This window comes from Paenalcaligenes sp. (genome assembly GCF_030152715.1).
In the GTDB taxonomy this organism is placed as follows: Bacteria; Pseudomonadota; Gammaproteobacteria; order Burkholderiales; family Burkholderiaceae_B; genus Paenalcaligenes; species Paenalcaligenes hermetiae.
The window spans coordinates 1-16432 of the sequence record NZ_JASLIX010000036.1; the positions used below are offsets into that span (position 1 = coordinate 1).

Annotated in this window: 15 protein-coding genes and 1 tRNA gene; 8 read left to right on the plus strand and 8 right to left on the minus strand. The window is 48.0% G+C overall.

The genetic code is table 11. The features are described from left to right. The 4 genes from Q1V74_RS02660 to Q1V74_RS02675 all read left to right on the plus strand — a co-directional run. The coding region (locus tag Q1V74_RS02660) for a hydantoinase B/oxoprolinase family protein (RefSeq protein WP_300646946.1) at positions 1-1932 on the plus strand (1932 nt) is incomplete at its 5' end. A 95-nt stretch (positions 1933-2027) separates the two neighbouring features. Continuing rightward, positions 2028-2996 (plus strand): TRAP transporter substrate-binding protein, encoded by a 969-nt coding sequence (locus tag Q1V74_RS02665; protein ID WP_300646947.1) that lies wholly within the window; start codon positions 2028-2030, stop codon positions 2994-2996. Positions 2997-3055: 59 nt separating this feature from the next. Continuing rightward, positions 3056-3607 carry a TRAP transporter small permease gene (locus Q1V74_RS02670; protein ID WP_300646948.1) on the plus strand — a complete coding sequence of 184 codons (552 nt, stop codon included), beginning with the start codon at positions 3056-3058 and terminating at the stop codon, positions 3605-3607. Then, entirely contained in the window at positions 3607-4908 is a 1302-nt protein-coding gene (locus Q1V74_RS02675; RefSeq protein ID WP_300646949.1) for a TRAP transporter large permease subunit, read from the plus strand. Before Q1V74_RS02670 ends, Q1V74_RS02675 begins: the two co-directional genes overlap by 1 nt. A gap of 78 nt (positions 4909-4986) precedes the next feature. Here Q1V74_RS02675 and sodC read toward each other — a convergent pair whose 3' ends face one another. Continuing rightward, a complete protein-coding gene (gene sodC / locus Q1V74_RS02680; protein ID WP_300646950.1) occupies positions 4987-5517 on the minus strand; it encodes a superoxide dismutase [Cu-Zn] SodC in 531 nt (176 codons plus the stop codon). 203 nt (positions 5518-5720) lie between these two features. Here sodC and Q1V74_RS02685 point away from each other — a divergent pair. From Q1V74_RS02685 to Q1V74_RS02695, 3 genes are all read left to right on the plus strand, one after another. Beyond that, positions 5721-5799: transfer RNA gene (locus Q1V74_RS02685), tRNA-Ile, on the plus strand. 153 nt (positions 5800-5952) lie between these two features. Next, on the plus strand, positions 5953-6501 hold the full coding sequence (locus Q1V74_RS02690) for a TetR/AcrR family transcriptional regulator (RefSeq protein WP_300646951.1): 549 nt from the start codon (positions 5953-5955) through the stop codon (positions 6499-6501). Between the two features lies 1 nt (position 6502). Further along, positions 6503-6892: a YchJ family metal-binding protein gene (locus Q1V74_RS02695; RefSeq protein WP_300646952.1), complete on the plus strand. Its 390-nt coding sequence runs from the start codon at positions 6503-6505 to the stop codon at positions 6890-6892. Between the two features lie 42 nt (positions 6893-6934). Here Q1V74_RS02695 and mgtE read toward each other — a convergent pair whose 3' ends face one another. Beyond that, complete coding sequence (gene mgtE / locus Q1V74_RS02700; protein WP_300646953.1) at positions 6935-8269, minus strand: magnesium transporter; 1335 nt, start codon at positions 8267-8269, stop codon at positions 6935-6937. A gap of 9 nt (positions 8270-8278) precedes the next feature. Continuing rightward, positions 8279-9424, minus strand: coding sequence for a PrpF domain-containing protein (locus Q1V74_RS02705; protein WP_300646954.1), 1146 nt, complete (start codon positions 9422-9424; stop codon positions 8279-8281). 104 nt (positions 9425-9528) lie between these two features. Between Q1V74_RS02705 and acnA the strand changes: the two genes are divergently transcribed. Beyond that, complete coding sequence (gene acnA, locus Q1V74_RS02710; protein ID WP_300646955.1) at positions 9529-12213, plus strand: aconitate hydratase AcnA; 2685 nt, start codon at positions 9529-9531, stop codon at positions 12211-12213. Positions 12214-12282: 69 nt separating this feature from the next. Here acnA and Q1V74_RS02715 read toward each other — a convergent pair whose 3' ends face one another. The 5 genes from Q1V74_RS02715 to Q1V74_RS02735 all read right to left on the minus strand — a co-directional run bounded on the left by Q1V74_RS02715 (position 12283) and on the right by Q1V74_RS02735 (position 16432). After that, positions 12283-13101, minus strand: coding sequence for an META domain-containing protein (locus Q1V74_RS02715; protein ID WP_300646957.1), 819 nt, complete (start codon positions 13099-13101; stop codon positions 12283-12285). A gap of 84 nt (positions 13102-13185) precedes the next feature. Next, positions 13186-13680: a hypothetical protein gene (locus Q1V74_RS02720; protein WP_260649520.1), complete on the minus strand. Its 495-nt coding sequence runs from the start codon at positions 13678-13680 to the stop codon at positions 13186-13188. Positions 13681-13745: 65 nt separating this feature from the next. Beyond that, positions 13746-14513: an ABC transporter permease gene (locus Q1V74_RS02725; RefSeq protein WP_300646959.1), complete on the minus strand. Its 768-nt coding sequence runs from the start codon at positions 14511-14513 to the stop codon at positions 13746-13748. After that, on the minus strand, positions 14501-15682 hold the full coding sequence (locus Q1V74_RS02730) for an ABC transporter substrate-binding protein (protein ID WP_300646960.1): 1182 nt from the start codon (positions 15680-15682) through the stop codon (positions 14501-14503). Before Q1V74_RS02730 ends, Q1V74_RS02725 begins: the two co-directional genes overlap by 13 nt. After that, entirely contained in the window at positions 15683-16432 is a 750-nt protein-coding gene (locus Q1V74_RS02735; protein WP_300646962.1) for an ATP-binding cassette domain-containing protein, read from the minus strand.

The window sequence follows — 16432 nt, forward strand, 5'->3', positions numbered from 1 at the left end:
CAGGCGTATTTGCAGCGTTATAGCTTTTTAATGCGAGATAAGCCGCTGATTGTAGAGGCCGTGTCAGTAGAGGCGATTGGTAAAAGCGGCGAGGATTTAGTTCCTACAGCCCCAAATACAGAGCCTTTAGAGCCACCGGCCGCTTTGGCGCATGTGCGAGTATTCTCGCAAGATCAGGCGCATTCCACACCTGTATATAACCGTGATGAGCTAGAAACAGGGGTGCGCATTTTAGGTCCCGCCATTGTTTTTGATCAGAATGGTACCACCATTGTCGAGCCCGAATGGCAACTCGATTTGCTTTCAGCTGGGGAGATGTTGCTTAGCCGTGTTAAAGCCAAAGCCAAAAAAGTGGCTATAGGTACGGATGTGGATCCCGTGATGCTGGAGATTTTTAATAATTTGTTCATGTCCATCGCTGAACAAATGGGAGCCACATTATCGAATACCGCTTTTTCCGTCAATATTAAAGAGCGCTTGGATTTTTCTTGTGCTTTGTTCGATGCTCAAGGCAATTTAATTGCGAATGCTCCTCATATGCCTGTGCATTTGGGTTCGATGGGAGAGAGCATTAAAGCGGTGATTCAGAAAAATGCGGGACAGATGCAACCCGGTGATACCTATGTGTTAAATGACCCCTACAATGGCGGTACCCATTTACCTGATATTACGGTTGTGACGCCAATTTTCGATGCGGCGGATGAGAACATTCTGTTTTTTGTCGCTTCGCGTGGGCACCATGCGGATGTAGGGGGGATTACGCCGGGGTCCATGCCTCCTGGCAGTCGTACCGTGATGGAAGAGGGTGTACTGATTGATAATTTTAAATTGGTAGAAAAAGGGGAAATGCGAGCGGAGGCTTTGCGAGAGCTGTTATCCAGTGGCCCCTATCCTGCTCGCAATATAGAGCAAAATTTGGCGGATTTACGCGCACAAATTGCAGCCAATGAAAAAGGGGTGCAAGAGTTGCAGCGCATGGTGCAGTCATTTGGTTTGGACGTGGTGCAAGCCTATATGCAGCACGTACAAGATAATGCGGAAGAGTCCGTGCGTCGCGTCATTGATGTGCTGCAAGATGGTGAGTTTTATTACGAGCTGGATAATGGCGCGCACATTCAAGTAGCGGTGCGGGTGAATAAAGCCGAGCGTAGTGCTGTGGTTGATTTCACCGGGACATCAGAGCAGCTAAGCAGCAATTTTAATGCGCCTAAGGCAGTTTGTATGGCGGCAGTGTTGTATGTGTTCCGGACTTTAGTCAATGATGAGATTCCGATGAACCAAGGGTGCCTAAAGCCGATCGAGGTCATTATTCCCGCTGGTAGTATGTTAAATCCTACCTACCCTGCAGCTACTGTGGCGGGCAACGTCGAAACCTCTCAGTGCATTACGGATGCATTATACGGGGCTTTAGGTGTAATGGCGGCATCCCAAGGCACGATGAATAACTTTACCTTTGGTGATGACGAATACCAATATTATGAAACCATTGCTGGTGGTTCAGGCGCGGGGGTAATTCTCAATACTGACGGCTCGCACGAGGTTTTTCCCGGAACAGACGTGGTGCAAACCCACATGACGAACTCACGCCTTACGGACCCGGAAATTTTAGAATGGCGCTATCCCGTTGTATTAGAAGAGTTCTCGATTCGAGCAGGGAGTGGGGGCGCTGGGCAGGCTGCAGGTGGGAACGGTGGCACACGGCGTATACGTTTTCTTAAGCCAATGACGGCCTCTATTCTTGCGAATCGTCGTCGGGTGCCCCCATTTGGTGCGGCGGGAGGTCAGCCAGGAGCACTAGGCGTAAACTATGTGGAGCGCACGGATGGCACAAGAGAGGATTTGAGTGCAACGGCCTCGGTGGTGATGCAAGCAGGTGATGTATTTGTGATTCACACCCCAGGGGGGGGAGGTTTTGGGAAAAAGCAGGAGTAAAAGCGGCTTCAGACCTAGTAGAGATCCCCATTTCTATTTCATTGGAATTTCAGAATAATAGCCTATCTTATTTTTTAGGCTCCCGAGGAGAAAATATGAAACTAAAACAACTCGTCTTTGTAGGTGCCGCGGTGGCCTTTTCGTTGTCCGCAGCTCAAGCGCAAACGTGGCGTATGGCAACGGCTTATCCTGAAGCCAACTTCCATACACAAAATATCAACCAGTTTGTAAAAGAGATCGAAGAGGGCACAGGTGGCAAGCTCACCATCAATGTACATCCAGGGGGGTCACTCATTAAACCTGCCGAAATTAAAAATGCTACGCGTTCACGGCAGATTGAAATGGGAGAATTTATCATTTCTGGTTTGGCAAATGAAAATCCGGTATTTGCTTTAGATTCTGTTCCTTTTATGGCCACCTCTTATGATGAGTCATTTAAGATGTATCAGGTCTCTAAGCCGTATCTGGATGAGCTATTTGCTAAACAAAACCTAAAGGTGTTGTATTCAGTGGCTTGGCCTCCTCAAGGGCTTTACACAGAGCGTCCTATAGAAAAAATCGAGGACCTGAAAGGCTTGCGTATGCGCGCTTATAGCCCACAAACGGAGCGCTTTGCTCAGCTAGCAGGGGCTGTGCCGACCCAAATCGAGGCTACCGATTTGGCCCAGGCTTTTACCACGGGTCGTGTTAATGCCATGATTACATCGGCATCAACCGGGGTGAACTCCAGTGCTTGGGACTTTTTAACGCATTACTATGATGTGGCCGCCTTTTTGCCTAAAAACGTGGTTGTAGTAAATAAGCGTAGCTTCGAGGCGTTGGATGAGGCCACGAAAAAAGTCATAATAGACGCTGCAGCAAAAGCGGAGCAGCGTGGTTGGGAAATGTCCAAAGAGGATCGTATTAAACAGGGGCAGGTCTTACGCGACCATGGCATCACTGTTAGCGAGGGTACAGAGGAGCTGCGTGCGGCTCTTCAAGCAATCGGCGCTAAGATGGCGACGGAGTGGAGCAAAGAAGCCGGTAAGCAGGGCGAAGATATTATTCAAGCTTACTCCAATTAATTCCAGTCATTTTGGGATATCGACGCAGCTTAGGCTGCGTCGTTTTTTAAGGAAATACAATGCGCAAAAGTCTCGACTGGTTGTATAAGTGTAGTGGGGCCGTCGCTGCATTATCTTTGCTAATGATCATGGTTGTGGTGTTTGGCCAGGTCATGCTAAATACGATCGATTTTGTAGCACTTTCTTTATTTGGCAAAAGTTATGGGTTTTTAATTCCTTCCTATGCGCTATTTTCTGGTTATGCGCTAGGTTTTGCTACTTTTTTATCTTTAGGCTTAGGCTTGCGTCGAGCCGTTCATATTCGAGTCACTCTTGTTGAAAACACCTTCTCCCTAAGGGGGCGTCGTTATAGCTTGACTCTAGTTGCCCTAATTGGTGTGTTGATGGGGGCATTATTTACATATAGTTTGGCAGAGCTTACATACCAATCTTGGGATTGGGGCGATACGGCATCCGGTTTAGTCCGCGTACCTTTATGGATACCTCAGCTGGTACTAACAATCGGAGCAGGTATTTTTACTATTGCTGCAGTAGATACTTTGATTGAAATGGTGCGTGATAAACAATCACCCGCTTTGCGTGCCACGGATCCTACTGAGGAGGGCATGTAATGTCTGATGTGTGGTTGTCTTTGATTTTAATTATTACGCTTATTGGTAGCTTAGCTTTAGGGGTATGGGTATCCGTTGCTTTGTTTGTGACAGGTGTGGTGGGGATACTTTTATTTTCCAGCGCGCCCTTAACTAATGTATTGGCAACAAATATTTGGAGCTCTTCGGCCGAATGGTCTTTAGCGGCTTTGCCTTTGTTTATCTGGATGGGGGAAATCCTGTTCCGCTCACGCATGTCCAAAGACTTATTTAGTGGTTTAGCACCATGGATGCGCTCGCTGCCCGGGGGGTTAGGACATGTAGGCATTTTGGCATCGGGGATTTTTGCTGCGGTTAGCGGCTCATCCGCCGCCACCTGTGCAACAGTAGCCAAAGTCACGGTGCCAGAACTGAAAGCACGGGGCTATGATGAAAAATTGGTTGTGGGCACAATTGCTGGTTCCGGTACGTTAGGTCTGTTGATCCCACCCTCGATTATTTTGATTGTTTATGGGGTAGCAGCAGAGTTATCAATTGCGCGTTTATTTGTGGCTGGGGTGTTGCCGGGGCTGATGATGATTGGCCTATTTATGGCGTATGTGGCGATTTGGTCATGGCGCAACCCCGATAAAGTACCAGCTAAAGACCCGCCGTTATCTTTTGTCCAGAAATTAAAGGCGACCTGTACGCTATTGCCGGTTACCTTATTGATCATCGGGATTATGGGCTCTATTTATTTAGGCTTAGCAAGCCCGACGGACTCAGCGGCGGTCGGGGTGGTAATTGCGTTGCTATTGAGCTGGGCCTTTGGTGACTTGAGCTGGAAAAGCTTTAAAGACAGCTTGATTGCCGCGATGTTATCTTCGTCGATGATTGCTTTTATTTTGGCGGGGTCGGCTTTTCTCACCATTGCGATGGGTTACTCGAATATCCCTATGAATTTAGCTCGCTGGATTGGAGAGCTGGGAATGAGTCCCTATGCCCTGCTGATTGTGCTGACATTATTTTTCATCATTTTAGGTAGCTTTTTAGACGGGATTTCCATAGTGGTATTGACTACCGCGATTTTACTGCCGGCCGTGCAAGCCGTAGGGATTGACCCGATTTGGTTTGGCTTATATTTGGTGCTGGTAGTAGAAATGGCACAAATTACCCCACCAGTGGGGCTAAACTTGTTCGTTTTGCAGGGGATGACGGGGCACGATATTGTGTATTTGTCTAAAGCCGCTTTGCCGTTTTTCCTTATGCTAGTGCTTGGCGTATTTTTGGTTATTCTTTTCCCTGAGATTATTTTGTTTTTGCCAAAACTAATGTACATGTAGTCACAAAACGGTCTCAAGGGGTAGGGGCGAGCCAGCCCCTTGAGGCTATTTACATAGATAGGCGGTCTGGTGATGCGATTATTGGATCACACCGCATGCCACTCTGGCTCCTCCCCCTCCTAAGGGTTTGGGGTGATCGGAGTGGTTATCTCCACCTTCGTGTACCATGAGCGAATGCCCGCGTAAATCATCGATGTTTTTTAGGCGTGGAGCGAGCACCGGCTGCGTGGCTTCACCATTTTCAGCCACATATAAAGGGGGAAGGTCGCCAAGATGGCCTTTGCCCCAAGGTTCGCCGTGCTGACCGGTGTTTTCAGGATCCCAGTGCCCTTTGGCTGCGCCGGCTGGTACCATTTTTCCATCTTGCTCTGATGGCTCGCAACTGGGGGCTTCGTGAATATGAAAGCCGTGTAGGCCGGGTTCTAAGCCTTGTAGCGCTGGGGTAAAGACCAAGCCATAGTCGGATGGGTTGACAGCGACCTCACCAATTTGTTTTTGTATCCCTTTTTCATCCACTATATGCATAGGAATTAAGAGCGAATCGGCCCACGCGGTGGCGCTTAGTGTGATGGCAGCCAGTGCAGCCATACCCCAGATACGTTTTTGCATTATCGTTCTCCTGATGAAGATGAATGAAAGATACCAGTATGACGCACAACCTATATGGCAGTGCGTAATCAAGCATAACTCATTGTGACAGGGGTCGAAGTAGAGAAAAAATCCTAATAGGCTTGTTATGCGTTTAAGTACTAGGCAAACCGCCCTAGTTTATGTAATAATTATGATCTTTGATGCATCCTTAGATGAATCAGGCCCCTCTAGCTCATGCTTGGTTAGAGCAGCGGACTCATAATCCGTTGGTGCGCGGTTCGACTCCGCGGGGGGGCACCATTTTCTATTACGAACAGAGACCACCTTTAGGGTGGTTTTTTTGTCCCTGCGGGTTTTTCGTTCGTTGCTCTTTTATTTGAATCCTTTTAGAATCACTGATTGGAATAAAATCGTTCCATTTGGTTTGTTTTTGATTCGGTGAAGGAGGGTAGGGTGAACGCAAAAAAACGGCAACGCATGGACGACTTAATTATCGCTTTAGCCACTAATCCAAGTGCGAGTTTAAATGAATTAGCAGAAGCTGCGGGCATAGGTAAAACCACCTTATATCGTCTGGGTGGTGCAAGAGAAAGCCTAGTCGAAAAAGCGGTCAGTTATGCCGTAGCGAAGCTTAGCGCCATACTGGATGAGTTCGTTTTTGATGCGCGCCATATCCGCCCATTGCTTGTGCGTTTGGCTCAGCGCTCCCTTGACGAGGGTGCAAGCATTTTATTGCTTGTGGCTTGTTGTCATCTAAATATCAGTGCCTTAAGCCAGCTTGAGCAGCGCTGGCATCAGACGCTAGACACCTTTTTTTTACAAGCACAACAAGAGGGGTTGCTGCGTATAGATATTAGTGCGAGTGCATTAACAGAGACATGGGGGGCGCTGATGTCAGGGCTCATCTTTTCGGAACAACAAGGGCGTATGACTAAAGCCGAAGTAGTGGATACGGTGGAAAAAGTTTTTTTCCAAGGCGCGTTAGCGCAGGGGAAAGCTTAAAATGAAAACGCAACCTTGTCCTTGTCAAAGTACAAAAGCCTATGCCGATTGCTGCCAACGTTGGCACGAGGGAGAACATTATCTACAAGCACCCGACGCAGAAAGCTTAATGCGCTCACGTTATAGTGCTTTTGTTTTGGATAAGTTGGAATATCTGTTACAAACTTGGCATCCACAAACGCGCCCTGAGTATTTGGATCCGAATCCCATTGGTTTGAAATGGCTGGGTTTGCAAATTCGCCAACATACAATTATTGATGATACGCAACAAGAGGTCGAGTTTGTTGCGCGCAGCCGATACCAAGGCCGAGCAACGCGTTTGCATGAAATAAGTCGTTTTGTGAGGGAGCAGGGGCGTTGGTTTTACGTGGATGGAGCGTTTAAGACATAAAAATAGGCTCCCGTAAATATGGGAGCCTATGTGTTAACAGCGTTACAGTAAGGTACCGGTCAGGATGAGGGCAGCGACAGAAAAATAAATCACTAGCCCCAGCACATCGACAAGTGTAGCCACGAGTGGCGCCGAGGCGCTCGCTGGATCAAATCCAAAGCGCTGTAAAAGAAATGGCAGCATGGAGCCAATGCTCGATCCAAAGCAGACAATGCCAATTAAGGACATCCAAATGGTGAAGCCAATCAGTAAGTAATGCTCGCCATAATCATAGAGTCCAATATGTTGCCACACAAAAATACGACTAAAGCCAATAGCGCCAAGCATTGCACCTAAAACGAGCCCTGTAGGCAGTTCACGCAATAATACTCGCCACCAATCGCGTAAGCGAACTTCATTTAAGGCCAGGCCGCGAATCAGAAGAGAGGTAGCCTGAGAGCCTGAGTTACCGCCAGAGCTCATGATGAGAGGGATAAACATGGCAAGCACCACCGCTTTTTCTAGCTCCATCTCATAATATTGCATAGCACTGGCGGTGAGCATTTCCCCTAAAAATAAAATAGCGAGCCACCCCCCGCGTTTACGTAACATGGTGCCAAAGCCTACCTCTAAATAGGGCTGATCAATATGCTCTCCACCCCCAAAGCGACCGAAGTCTTCGGCGGCCTCTTCCATAAGCGCATCAATGACATCATCCACGGTCACAATGCCAATCACTTGTTGCTCGTCGTCGACCACTGGTAACGCTAAAAAATCGTGACGACGGATTATGTGGGCGACCTCTTCGCGATCCATGAAGGCATCGACAGTAATAGGGGTTTGGCCAGTCCATAAATCGGTGAGGGGCGAGCTGGGATCGGCACAGACCAGTTGACGTAAAGGCAATACAAAACGAAGGCGTTGTCTATCGTCTACCACATAAATCGCATATACCGTTTCGCGAGTGCTTTCGACCTCGCGTATATGTTGCAAGGTTTGCGCTACGGTCCAGGTAGTAGGTACTTCAATAAACTCAGTGGTCATAATGCTACCCGCCGTACCTTGGGGGTAGCTCATGAGGCGTAGTACAGAGGCGCGTGTAGTGGGGCTTAATAAGTTTAGCGCCTGTTGACGGATGGGAGGCTCAAAGCCACTCATCAAGTCGGCCATGCGGTCTTCGGCAAGCTGATCCAAGACCTCAGCGCGGCCGGCTGCGGCCAAATACGCTGCCAGATCGGAATCACACCGGAGGTCTGGGTTCTCTAGTAAATCAACCAGGGCTGCGGAGTCGAGTTGGGCGGCCAGTTTTACCGCTTGCGTATTTTTAAGTTGATTCAGGTAGCTGACGGCATCGGCAACGTGATCAAATTGTTGTAAGGTATGAAAAGAAGTCTGCATAGTGCTGGCTTATGGTTGGTTAACCCAAACTCTCCCATCAAATAAACGACGTGCTGTACGGTAAAAAGCGCCTGATTTTGCTTGCCATTGTCCCGACTCATAATGCACCTCTGCATCAACGGTGAGCACGCCAGAGGGCATTCCCAAGCGTAGGGCTTGCGCACCGGCTTTAGGGCTTAGCACATCGGCAACCACGGTGCCTTGAATACGTGCGGCCACAGCGGTGCAAAGAGAGATAGTAAGGGGCAAAGCACGGTGTGGCTGTCCGTTAGACATCACGCGCGCGACCAAGTCCATTTCCTGTGCGGGGATGCGTTCACCGGCAAGGGTAGGGTTATCTTGACTAGGACTCACTAAGGCCACAAAAGGCACGATCGTAATTTGCTTAGCACTCTCAAGGTCGGGCGCGATTCCCATCGCTACAGAGGCGTGGCAGCGGATGCTTTCAAGGGTAGCAAGAAGCTCAGGGCGATTTTCAATCGCGTCGGGTAGCTCCAAGCCGGTAAGCCCAAGGTCTTGTGCTCGAATAAAGACGGCAGCATTGGCTGCATCCACTAAAGAAACCGTTAAAGGACCTAAACCTGGAATCATCAGCGTATCGGTAACCTGGCCTGTGGGTAAGAGCTGGCCCGTAGTGGCGCCGCCAGGCTCAATGAATTCCAGTTTAATTGGTGCGCCGGTTCCCCCCACTCCAGGAATAGCTAAGTCCCCTTGATATTGAGTTTGGCCATTGGGTGTGGCAAAGGTGCTATGGATGATTTTTTTTGTGTTGGTGTTGTAGATACGCACGGTGGTGGTTTCATCCTTTGGTATGACCAGCCCTTGATCTACGGCGAAGGGACCGACAGCTGCGCTCATATTGCCACAGTTGCCTTGGTAGCTGACTTTTTGCTCTTTGATCGCCACTTGAGCAAAGGTGTAATCCACATCAGCTTCAGGATGTGAGGAAGGACCAACGATGCAAACCTTTGATAAAGAGGAGACCCCGCCACCCATACCATCCAGTTGTCGTCCATAAGGGTCTGGGCTACCCATAGCAGCGCAAAATAAAGGTGCCCAGTCGTTTTGATTGGCGGGAAGATCCTTAGGTTGTAGCATAAGCGCTTTGCTGGTGCCTCCGCGCATGAACACAGCGGGGATAGAAATTTGGGACATAGGACTTTCCTTTGCTAAAGTATCGGTGTTGTCGGTTTGTTATGAGTAAGCAGTAAAAATGCAGTCAAAATAAGTTGATTCTTTTCTTAAAAAGGGGCAGGAGCATGTATCTTCATCCTAAACTAGAGCCAATACAGATCCATGGCAGAAGCTTTAATTATGTACCGATTCATACGATTCCTGGCATTGATCAACTACCCTTTTCTTTACGTATAGTATTAGAAAACGTATTACGCCAAACCGCAACCAAAGGTATTGATAATCATCGTGAAATTCAAGCGATTTTAAATCGTGATGTGGATGCAGGGATCCTCTTTTATCCCGCCCGTGTTTTTGGACATGATATTTTAGGTTTAGTGATGTTGTTAGACATGGTGGCTATGCGCGAAGCTGTTCACCATGCCGGAGGTGATGCCTCTCAGGTGCGTCCTACTGTGCCGACAGATGTGGTGATCGATCACTCTTTACAGGTGGATAGCTGGGCAAATCCTTTAGCCGCTGAAATTAACTTAAAAAAAGAATACGAGCGTAACGCCGAGCGTTTTGCTTTTTTACGTTGGTGTGGGGCGAACTTTGAGGGGGTGAATGTGATTCCCCCGGGCAAGGGCATCATGCATCAACTGCATATTGAACATATTGGGCAGGTGGTCGGAGCGACTCCCCTTCAGGATAAGGGGGCTACACTGCTTTTCCCTGATAGCTGTGTGGGTACAGATAGTCATACGCCCATGGTAAATGGGTTAGGGATTTTAGCGTGGGGGGTGGGAGGCATTGAAGCCGAAGCGGTCATGGTGGGGCTGCCGGTGAGTATGCCGCTGCCCGAAGTGGTAGGCATTGAGCTCACTGGGCAGCTACCCAATGGCGTGTTACCCACTGATTTGGTGTTAACGATTACAGAGCAGTTGCGTCAATTAGGTGTAGTAGGTAAGTTTGTTGAGTTTTTTGGTGCGGGGTTGGATCAATTGTCCTTAGGAGACCGGGGCATGATTGCTAACATGGCACCCGAATACGGTGCTACGGTGGTGTTTTTCCCCGTCGACCAGCAGGCCTTGGATTATATGCGCATGACAGGGCGTGACGAGGCGCATATTCAGTTAGTAGAGGCTTATTGCAAGCAGCAAAAACTCTGGCGCGATGCCACCACCCCCGCTCCTCGATTTGAAACGGTATTAACTATCGATTTGAGCGCGATTCGTCCGAGTTTGTCTGGACCAAGCAATCCCGAAGAACGGTTCGATTTAAAGCAAGCGGCATCACTTTTTGCGCAGCATCACCAACATATTGCTGGTCGCCCTGTTGATATGGAGCGTAGTATTCCTGTTCCTGGTGAAACGTTTACGCTTAAAGACGGCGATGTGGTGATTGCGGCCATCACTTCCTGCACGAACACGGCGAATCCAACAAATATGATTGCAGCGGGCTTGGTTGCCCAAAAAGCAGTTGCTAAAGGCTTACGTACTAAGCCTTGGGTTAAAACCTCTTTGGTACCGGGGAGCCAAGTCACTGCAGATGTATTACAAAAAGCGGATTTGCAAGCGGCTTTAGATCAGTTGGGTTTTCAAGTCGCAGGATTCGGTTGTACTACCTGTAATGGTGGCTCGGGGCCTTTGCCTACGGGTATCGCACAAGTCATTGCTGAACATGATTTAGTGACCACTGCCGTTTTATCGGGAAATAGAAACTTTGATGGTCGTATACATCCTAGCGTGCGCGCAAACTATTTAGCTTCCCCTGCTTTGGTGGTGGTGTATGCATTGGCGGGCTCCATGAATGTGAACGTCACCCAAGATATTTTAGGACATGACCCTAAAGGAAACCCGGTATACCTAAAAGATATTTGGCCTACGGCCGAGGAAATCGAAGCCACCGTGCGGTTGGCTTATGATCGCCAGTTATTCATTCAGCGCTATGCAGAGCTGTACGAAGGGGGGGAGCCTTGGGATGCTTTGGCCTCTGAGGCGGGGGCAACTTTTAACTGGGATCCTGATAGCCATTATATTAAAAAGCCGCCTTATTTTGAGGAGCTAGGGTTAGTGCCCGAGCCTGTTAAAGCCTTTCATCAATTGCGTCCGCTGGTGATTTTAGGCGACTCGATTACTACAGACCATATTTCGCCTTCGGGAGCGATTAGCTTGGGGACACCTGCCGCCGATTATTTACTGGCTCGCGGTGTGGAGCAAAAAGATTTTAATAATTACACCACTCGTCGTGCTAATCATGAGATTGTGATGCGAGCGACCTTTGCGAATATTCGTCTGCGGAACAAAATGGTGCCTGGCATTGAGGGAGGGGTGACCAAGGTCATGCCCGAAGGGGAGCTCATGCGTATTTTTGAAGCGGCACAAACGTATCAGCAACGTGGAGAGTCTTTAATTATTATTGCTGGTAAAAACTATGGGTGCGGTTCATCGCGAGACTCTGCGGCAAAAGGTGTGGCGATGCTAGGTGTAAAAGTGGTGGTGGCTGAAAGCTTTGAGCGGATCCATCGTACTAATTTGGTGGGCATGGGGGTGTTACCACTACAGTTTACCGCTGGGACTACGGTGGATGATTTGGCCTTAGACGGAAGTGAAACCTTTGATGTGCTCGGGCTAAGTGATCGGATAGGAGTACATAGTCGTTTGACATTACGTATCCATCGTCAGGATGGCTCCACGCAGGATGTGCCATTACTAGCACGTTTAGATACGGTGGAAGATGTGGATTATTGGAAAAATGGGGGGATTTTGCCATGGGTGTGGCGTAATTATTTACAGCCTGATGCTGCCCCTGTTAGCGAGGACAAATAAACAATAAAAAATGCCCTTGGATGAACTGACCCAAGGGCATTTTTATAAGCGGACTATGACCGATGCGTATTACAAGGCTTTGCCGGTGGCTACAACCATATCAAATTCATAGGCTTCGGTAGCGCTGCCAGCGGGAGCATTTTTAATTTCATAGCGCTTAGTGCGGATAATTTGATGTACGCCATTTTGGTGAGTGTAGCCATTGATGGCATTTGGCTGGAATAGCACCCAGTCACCGGCACTGGTTTGAACGCCATTACCATCGTAGGTAATGCTGCGTACTTTTAAGCAATTATTACCGCTCTGGGGGCAGACTTCAGTCTGTGGGGCGATCTCTAAAAATACGGTTTCTGCTTGGGATCCGTATTTTGTTTCTGCGGTAGGCTTACCCTCTAGGCGCCATTTATCCCCATTTTCAAAATGCAAGGTTAAGATTGGTGCCGGAGCATTGGTTTGGGTTTGGTCGGCCGAGGCAAGATTCCAGTCTGTTGCTGTGGGTAACTGCTTAGCTACCTGTTGCTCATATTGCATGAGTTGTGGGTCGCTACACATTTTCATGGTGCCGGCCACTTGACTAAAGTCAATATCACGCTCAGTCAGGGCGTAACCAGCGTTCATGGTGTTACATAAATTTTGGATGGCAACACGATTTTCAGCAAAGGTTAACATTAAAGGCTGATTTGTCGTGCTGGACACCCATGCAGGTTCCGCAGACCCGTCTGCTTTAATCGTATTAACTAAGTTCCAGTGATAGGCTTTAAGTGTTTGCTCTGGACTCAGGGTCACGACTTCTCCTGTATCGGTCATGACTTTGGTTGACGGGGCAGAGCAAGCTGCCAGTCCTGCAGTGGCTAATACAGCAGTTAAATAAGCGAGTTTGCGTTTCATCGTGTTTCCTTTTTTGTATTCACGTGTATTTATTGTGGAACGTTAAAAAAGGAAACACAAGGTGCTTTTACATTCTTTTAGTATTTAATTGTTATCAATGTGAGCGTTGATATTAATTAATTGACTAATTATAGCAATAAAGAGTAACGGCACGAGGTTAATGCCCAACTGAAAAATATCTAAGGTAGGGAACCACTTAAGAGCACCTGCGTACCCGAATCTAAATACTATATCCATACCATAGTTGCCTGGTTCGAGACGCATTAAAGGCACGACACCGAGTCCAATAATACTGTGGTAAGAAATCATAGTGGAAGTAAAGACGGGTACGCTAGTCCAGGACAGCCAATAGAGCCATTGGCCACCTTTGATTTGATTTTTCCAAAATAAAATAGAGCCATAGATGGCAACAATATTCTGGAAAACCATTAAGGCAAATAAGGTAATGGCTAATAAAGAGCTAGTAAATAAACCTAGACGGGGTAGTAATACATAGAGCCCAACGATACCGCCAATAAAATAGATCACACAAATAAGCTGGCGTAGTAATGTAGCAAGAGGACGAGGTGTGCTGGTCATGGTAATGAGTAAAAAGTGAAACCTAAGGTAAATCGTACCTTAATTTTGCGTGGCTGGCTAAGCGCTTAGGTATGGATGTGGCGGGATAAGCCAAGTCTGCATAAGGAATCTAGGGTGTAACCTAGTACGCCGATGTATAAAATGACCGCCATAAGTTCTGCATACGCTAATCGATCGCGTGTATCTAGAATCAAATAACCTAAGCCAGCGTTGACGCCGAGCATCTCACAGGGTACTAATACGATCCATAATACCCCTACAGCTAAACGGCAGCCGGTAAAAACATCATGACGAATAGCAGGGAACAAAATATAACGTAAAAATTCCCAGCGTGTGGCATTTAAGCTGCGACTGAGTAAACGCCAGCGAGGGTTGAGCTTTTCTACGCCTTGGGCGGTATTGATTAAGATGGGCCAGAGGCCAGCAAAAATCAGTAAAAAATAAATGGGAGCGTCGCCTACGCCAAATGCCATCACTGCAATAGGCATCCAGGATAGGGGCGATATCATCCGTAAAAATTGAAAGAGTGGAGTAAATAAGCGACGACATAGGGGACTAGATCCCATAACCAGCCCTATGGGCAAACCAATGAGTAGCGCTCCGCTTAACCCCACTACTATACGACGTAAGCTAGCTAGCATGTGCTCATAAAATAGCGGTGTTTGGAGTAATTGCAGAAGCTGTTGAAAACTGGGTTCTGGGCGCAGCTGCTGTATTAAAAAACCAGTATGTAAATGGCTCATTAACCACCAGATCCCTATTCCTAGCACCAAACCGACTCCACCATAGAGCCACCGTGAAAAGCGAGAGAAAACGAAGGTTAAGCGATCCATTCTGTTCGTTCCCAAGCATCATCTAAACCAAAGGCTCGTAGACCTCCCAGGTCATTGATAGCCTGCTTAACAAAGCGGTCATCAACTAAATCTGTAGCCACCTGAGGACCGTTCAATTGTTTTAAAAATGTATTTTGCGTATCTACCTGCATTTTTTGCAGTTGCTCAACCAAGGTCACCGTATAGCTGGGATAAGGATATGGCTGAAAAGTAATGCGCTGATCTTGCCAGGCAGGATGCTGGATAATACCTTGTTGCTCATACTGTTGTTGTTCTTGTGACTGCGGTGCTAAGACCTTGCGTAGTGTGGTTTCTGTATGTGGGGTGTAGCGGTGTTTCGCTGTGGTAGCCAATAGATGGGCAGTTTCTTCACGGTGAGCCAGAATCCAGTGCTGAGCTTTAACCAGAGCGTTCACGACTTTTTGTGACCATTCTGGCCGTTGATGTAAGTCTTGTTCTTGCATGGCGACCACACAGCAGGCGTGGTTTTTCCAAACATCCCCGGTAAAACGCAAAATCTTGCCTACGCCAAGTAACTCTGCTTGCGCATTAAATGGCTCGGCCACAATAAAGCCTGCAATTTGTTTGGCTGCAAGAGCCGGTATCATATCCGAGGGTGCCATCACCACAAGACGAACCTGATTGTTAGTAAGTGGCGCGCGCCCAGATAGTACTACTTCTAAGTGATGTTGGCGTAATAAATGCTGTAGCACCACATTATGTATGGAGTAGGTAAAAGGAATGGCAACCGTTTTACCCCCTAGTTCCGTGATTGATTGAATAGTTGGTGTAACGGTTAATGCCGAGCCACTCATATGATTCCAAGCAACCACTTTTAAGGGAGCGCGGCTTCCATAGCGAGCCCAAATGGTCATCGGAGAAAGTAAATGAACCACATTGACTTGGCCGGCTAAAAAAGCCTCAAGCAGTTGCGCCCAACTACGAAGCATCACAGGTGGGGCGACCTCTAGGCCTTCGGCTTCATAGAAACCTAAAGCATGTGCAACCAATAATGGGGTGGCATCAGTAATAGGCAAATAGCCAATACGCAGGACATCATCTTTAGCTTGAGCGTGTAAGCCTGACCACGGTGTAAATAGGCTACTTGTAGAGAATAAGGCCGCTAGCTTGAGCAGGTCACGGCGGCGGTGTCGAGTACTGAATGACATTTAAGCGGCCTCCTTATGGGCTAAGCGTAAATGGTGATGGAGATGGCTCTGAAGTTGTTGGCGTAGTGTTGGGTTGTGTTTGGTGGATGTTGAAATGGTCCAAGATGGAAGTGGGTCGGTTGACTTAGGTAAAACCATAATGACGCGTTGGGCAAGGGTAATGGCTTCTTGCAGATCATGAGTAACGACCACGATGGTGGTGCTGGTTTGAGCATGGATTGTTAGGAGTAACTGTTGCATTTCTTGGCGTGTGGCCTGGTCGAGCGCACTAAAAGGCTCGTCGAGCAAAAGCAATCGAGGTTGACGCACTAAGCAACGCGCCAAGGCGACACGTTGTGCCATGCCACCAGATAGTTGATGAGGGTAGAGGTGTTGAGCAGCGTGTAGCCCAACGAGCTCTAGCGCATGCTGTATGGCTTGCTGCCGTTGCGCGCGCGGTGGCTTTTCTTGATTTTTGAGTTTGAAAACAAAGCCAACATTGTCTGCCACAGTTAGCCAAGGCAATAATGTCGGATCTTGGAACATCATGGCAATATCAGAGCGGGGGCGTTGTAGTAATTGTTGGTCAAAGTAGATTCTCCCTTCATTAAGGGGTTGTAAACCAGCCAGACAAGCTAAAAGGCTGGACTTACCTGCCCCACTCGGTCCGACCAAAGCGACGATTTCATGGGCAGAGATATGTAAATTTAACTGCTTAAAAAGTGGGCGCGACCCATAGTGCAGCCCAATATGTTCCGCTCTAATTAACAT

Bases quoted from the DNA above. Each gene is read 5' to 3' on its own strand.
- Q1V74_RS02665 (WP_300646947.1), top strand. From the start codon at position 2,028: ATGAAACTAAAACAACTCGTCTTTGTAGGTGCCGCGGTGGCCTTTTCG.
- Q1V74_RS02670 (WP_300646948.1), top strand. From the start codon at position 3,056: ATGCGCAAAAGTCTCGACTGGTTGTATAAGTGTAGTGGGGCCGTCGCT.
- Q1V74_RS02675 (WP_300646949.1), top strand. From the start codon at position 3,607: ATGTCTGATGTGTGGTTGTCTTTGATTTTAATTATTACGCTTATTGGT.
- sodC (WP_300646950.1), bottom strand. From the start codon at position 5,517: ATGCAAAAACGTATCTGGGGTATGGCTGCACTGGCTGCCATCACACTA.
- Q1V74_RS02695 (WP_300646952.1), top strand. From the start codon at position 6,503: ATGAAAACGCAACCTTGTCCTTGTCAAAGTACAAAAGCCTATGCCGAT.
- mgtE (WP_300646953.1), bottom strand. From the start codon at position 8,269: ATGCAGACTTCTTTTCATACCTTACAACAATTTGATCACGTTGCCGAT.
- Q1V74_RS02705 (WP_300646954.1), bottom strand. From the start codon at position 9,424: ATGTCCCAAATTTCTATCCCCGCTGTGTTCATGCGCGGAGGCACCAGC.
- acnA (WP_300646955.1), top strand. From the start codon at position 9,529: ATGTATCTTCATCCTAAACTAGAGCCAATACAGATCCATGGCAGAAGC.
- Q1V74_RS02715 (WP_300646957.1), bottom strand. From the start codon at position 13,101: ATGAAACGCAAACTCGCTTATTTAACTGCTGTATTAGCCACTGCAGGA.
- Q1V74_RS02720 (WP_260649520.1), bottom strand. From the start codon at position 13,680: ATGACCAGCACACCTCGTCCTCTTGCTACATTACTACGCCAGCTTATT.
- Q1V74_RS02725 (WP_300646959.1), bottom strand. From the start codon at position 14,513: ATGGATCGCTTAACCTTCGTTTTCTCTCGCTTTTCACGGTGGCTCTAT.
- Q1V74_RS02730 (WP_300646960.1), bottom strand. From the start codon at position 15,682: ATGTCATTCAGTACTCGACACCGCCGCCGTGACCTGCTCAAGCTAGCG.
- Q1V74_RS02735 (WP_300646962.1), bottom strand. From the start codon at position 16,432: ATGTTAATTAGAGCGGAACATATTGGGCTGCACTATGGGTCGCGCCCA.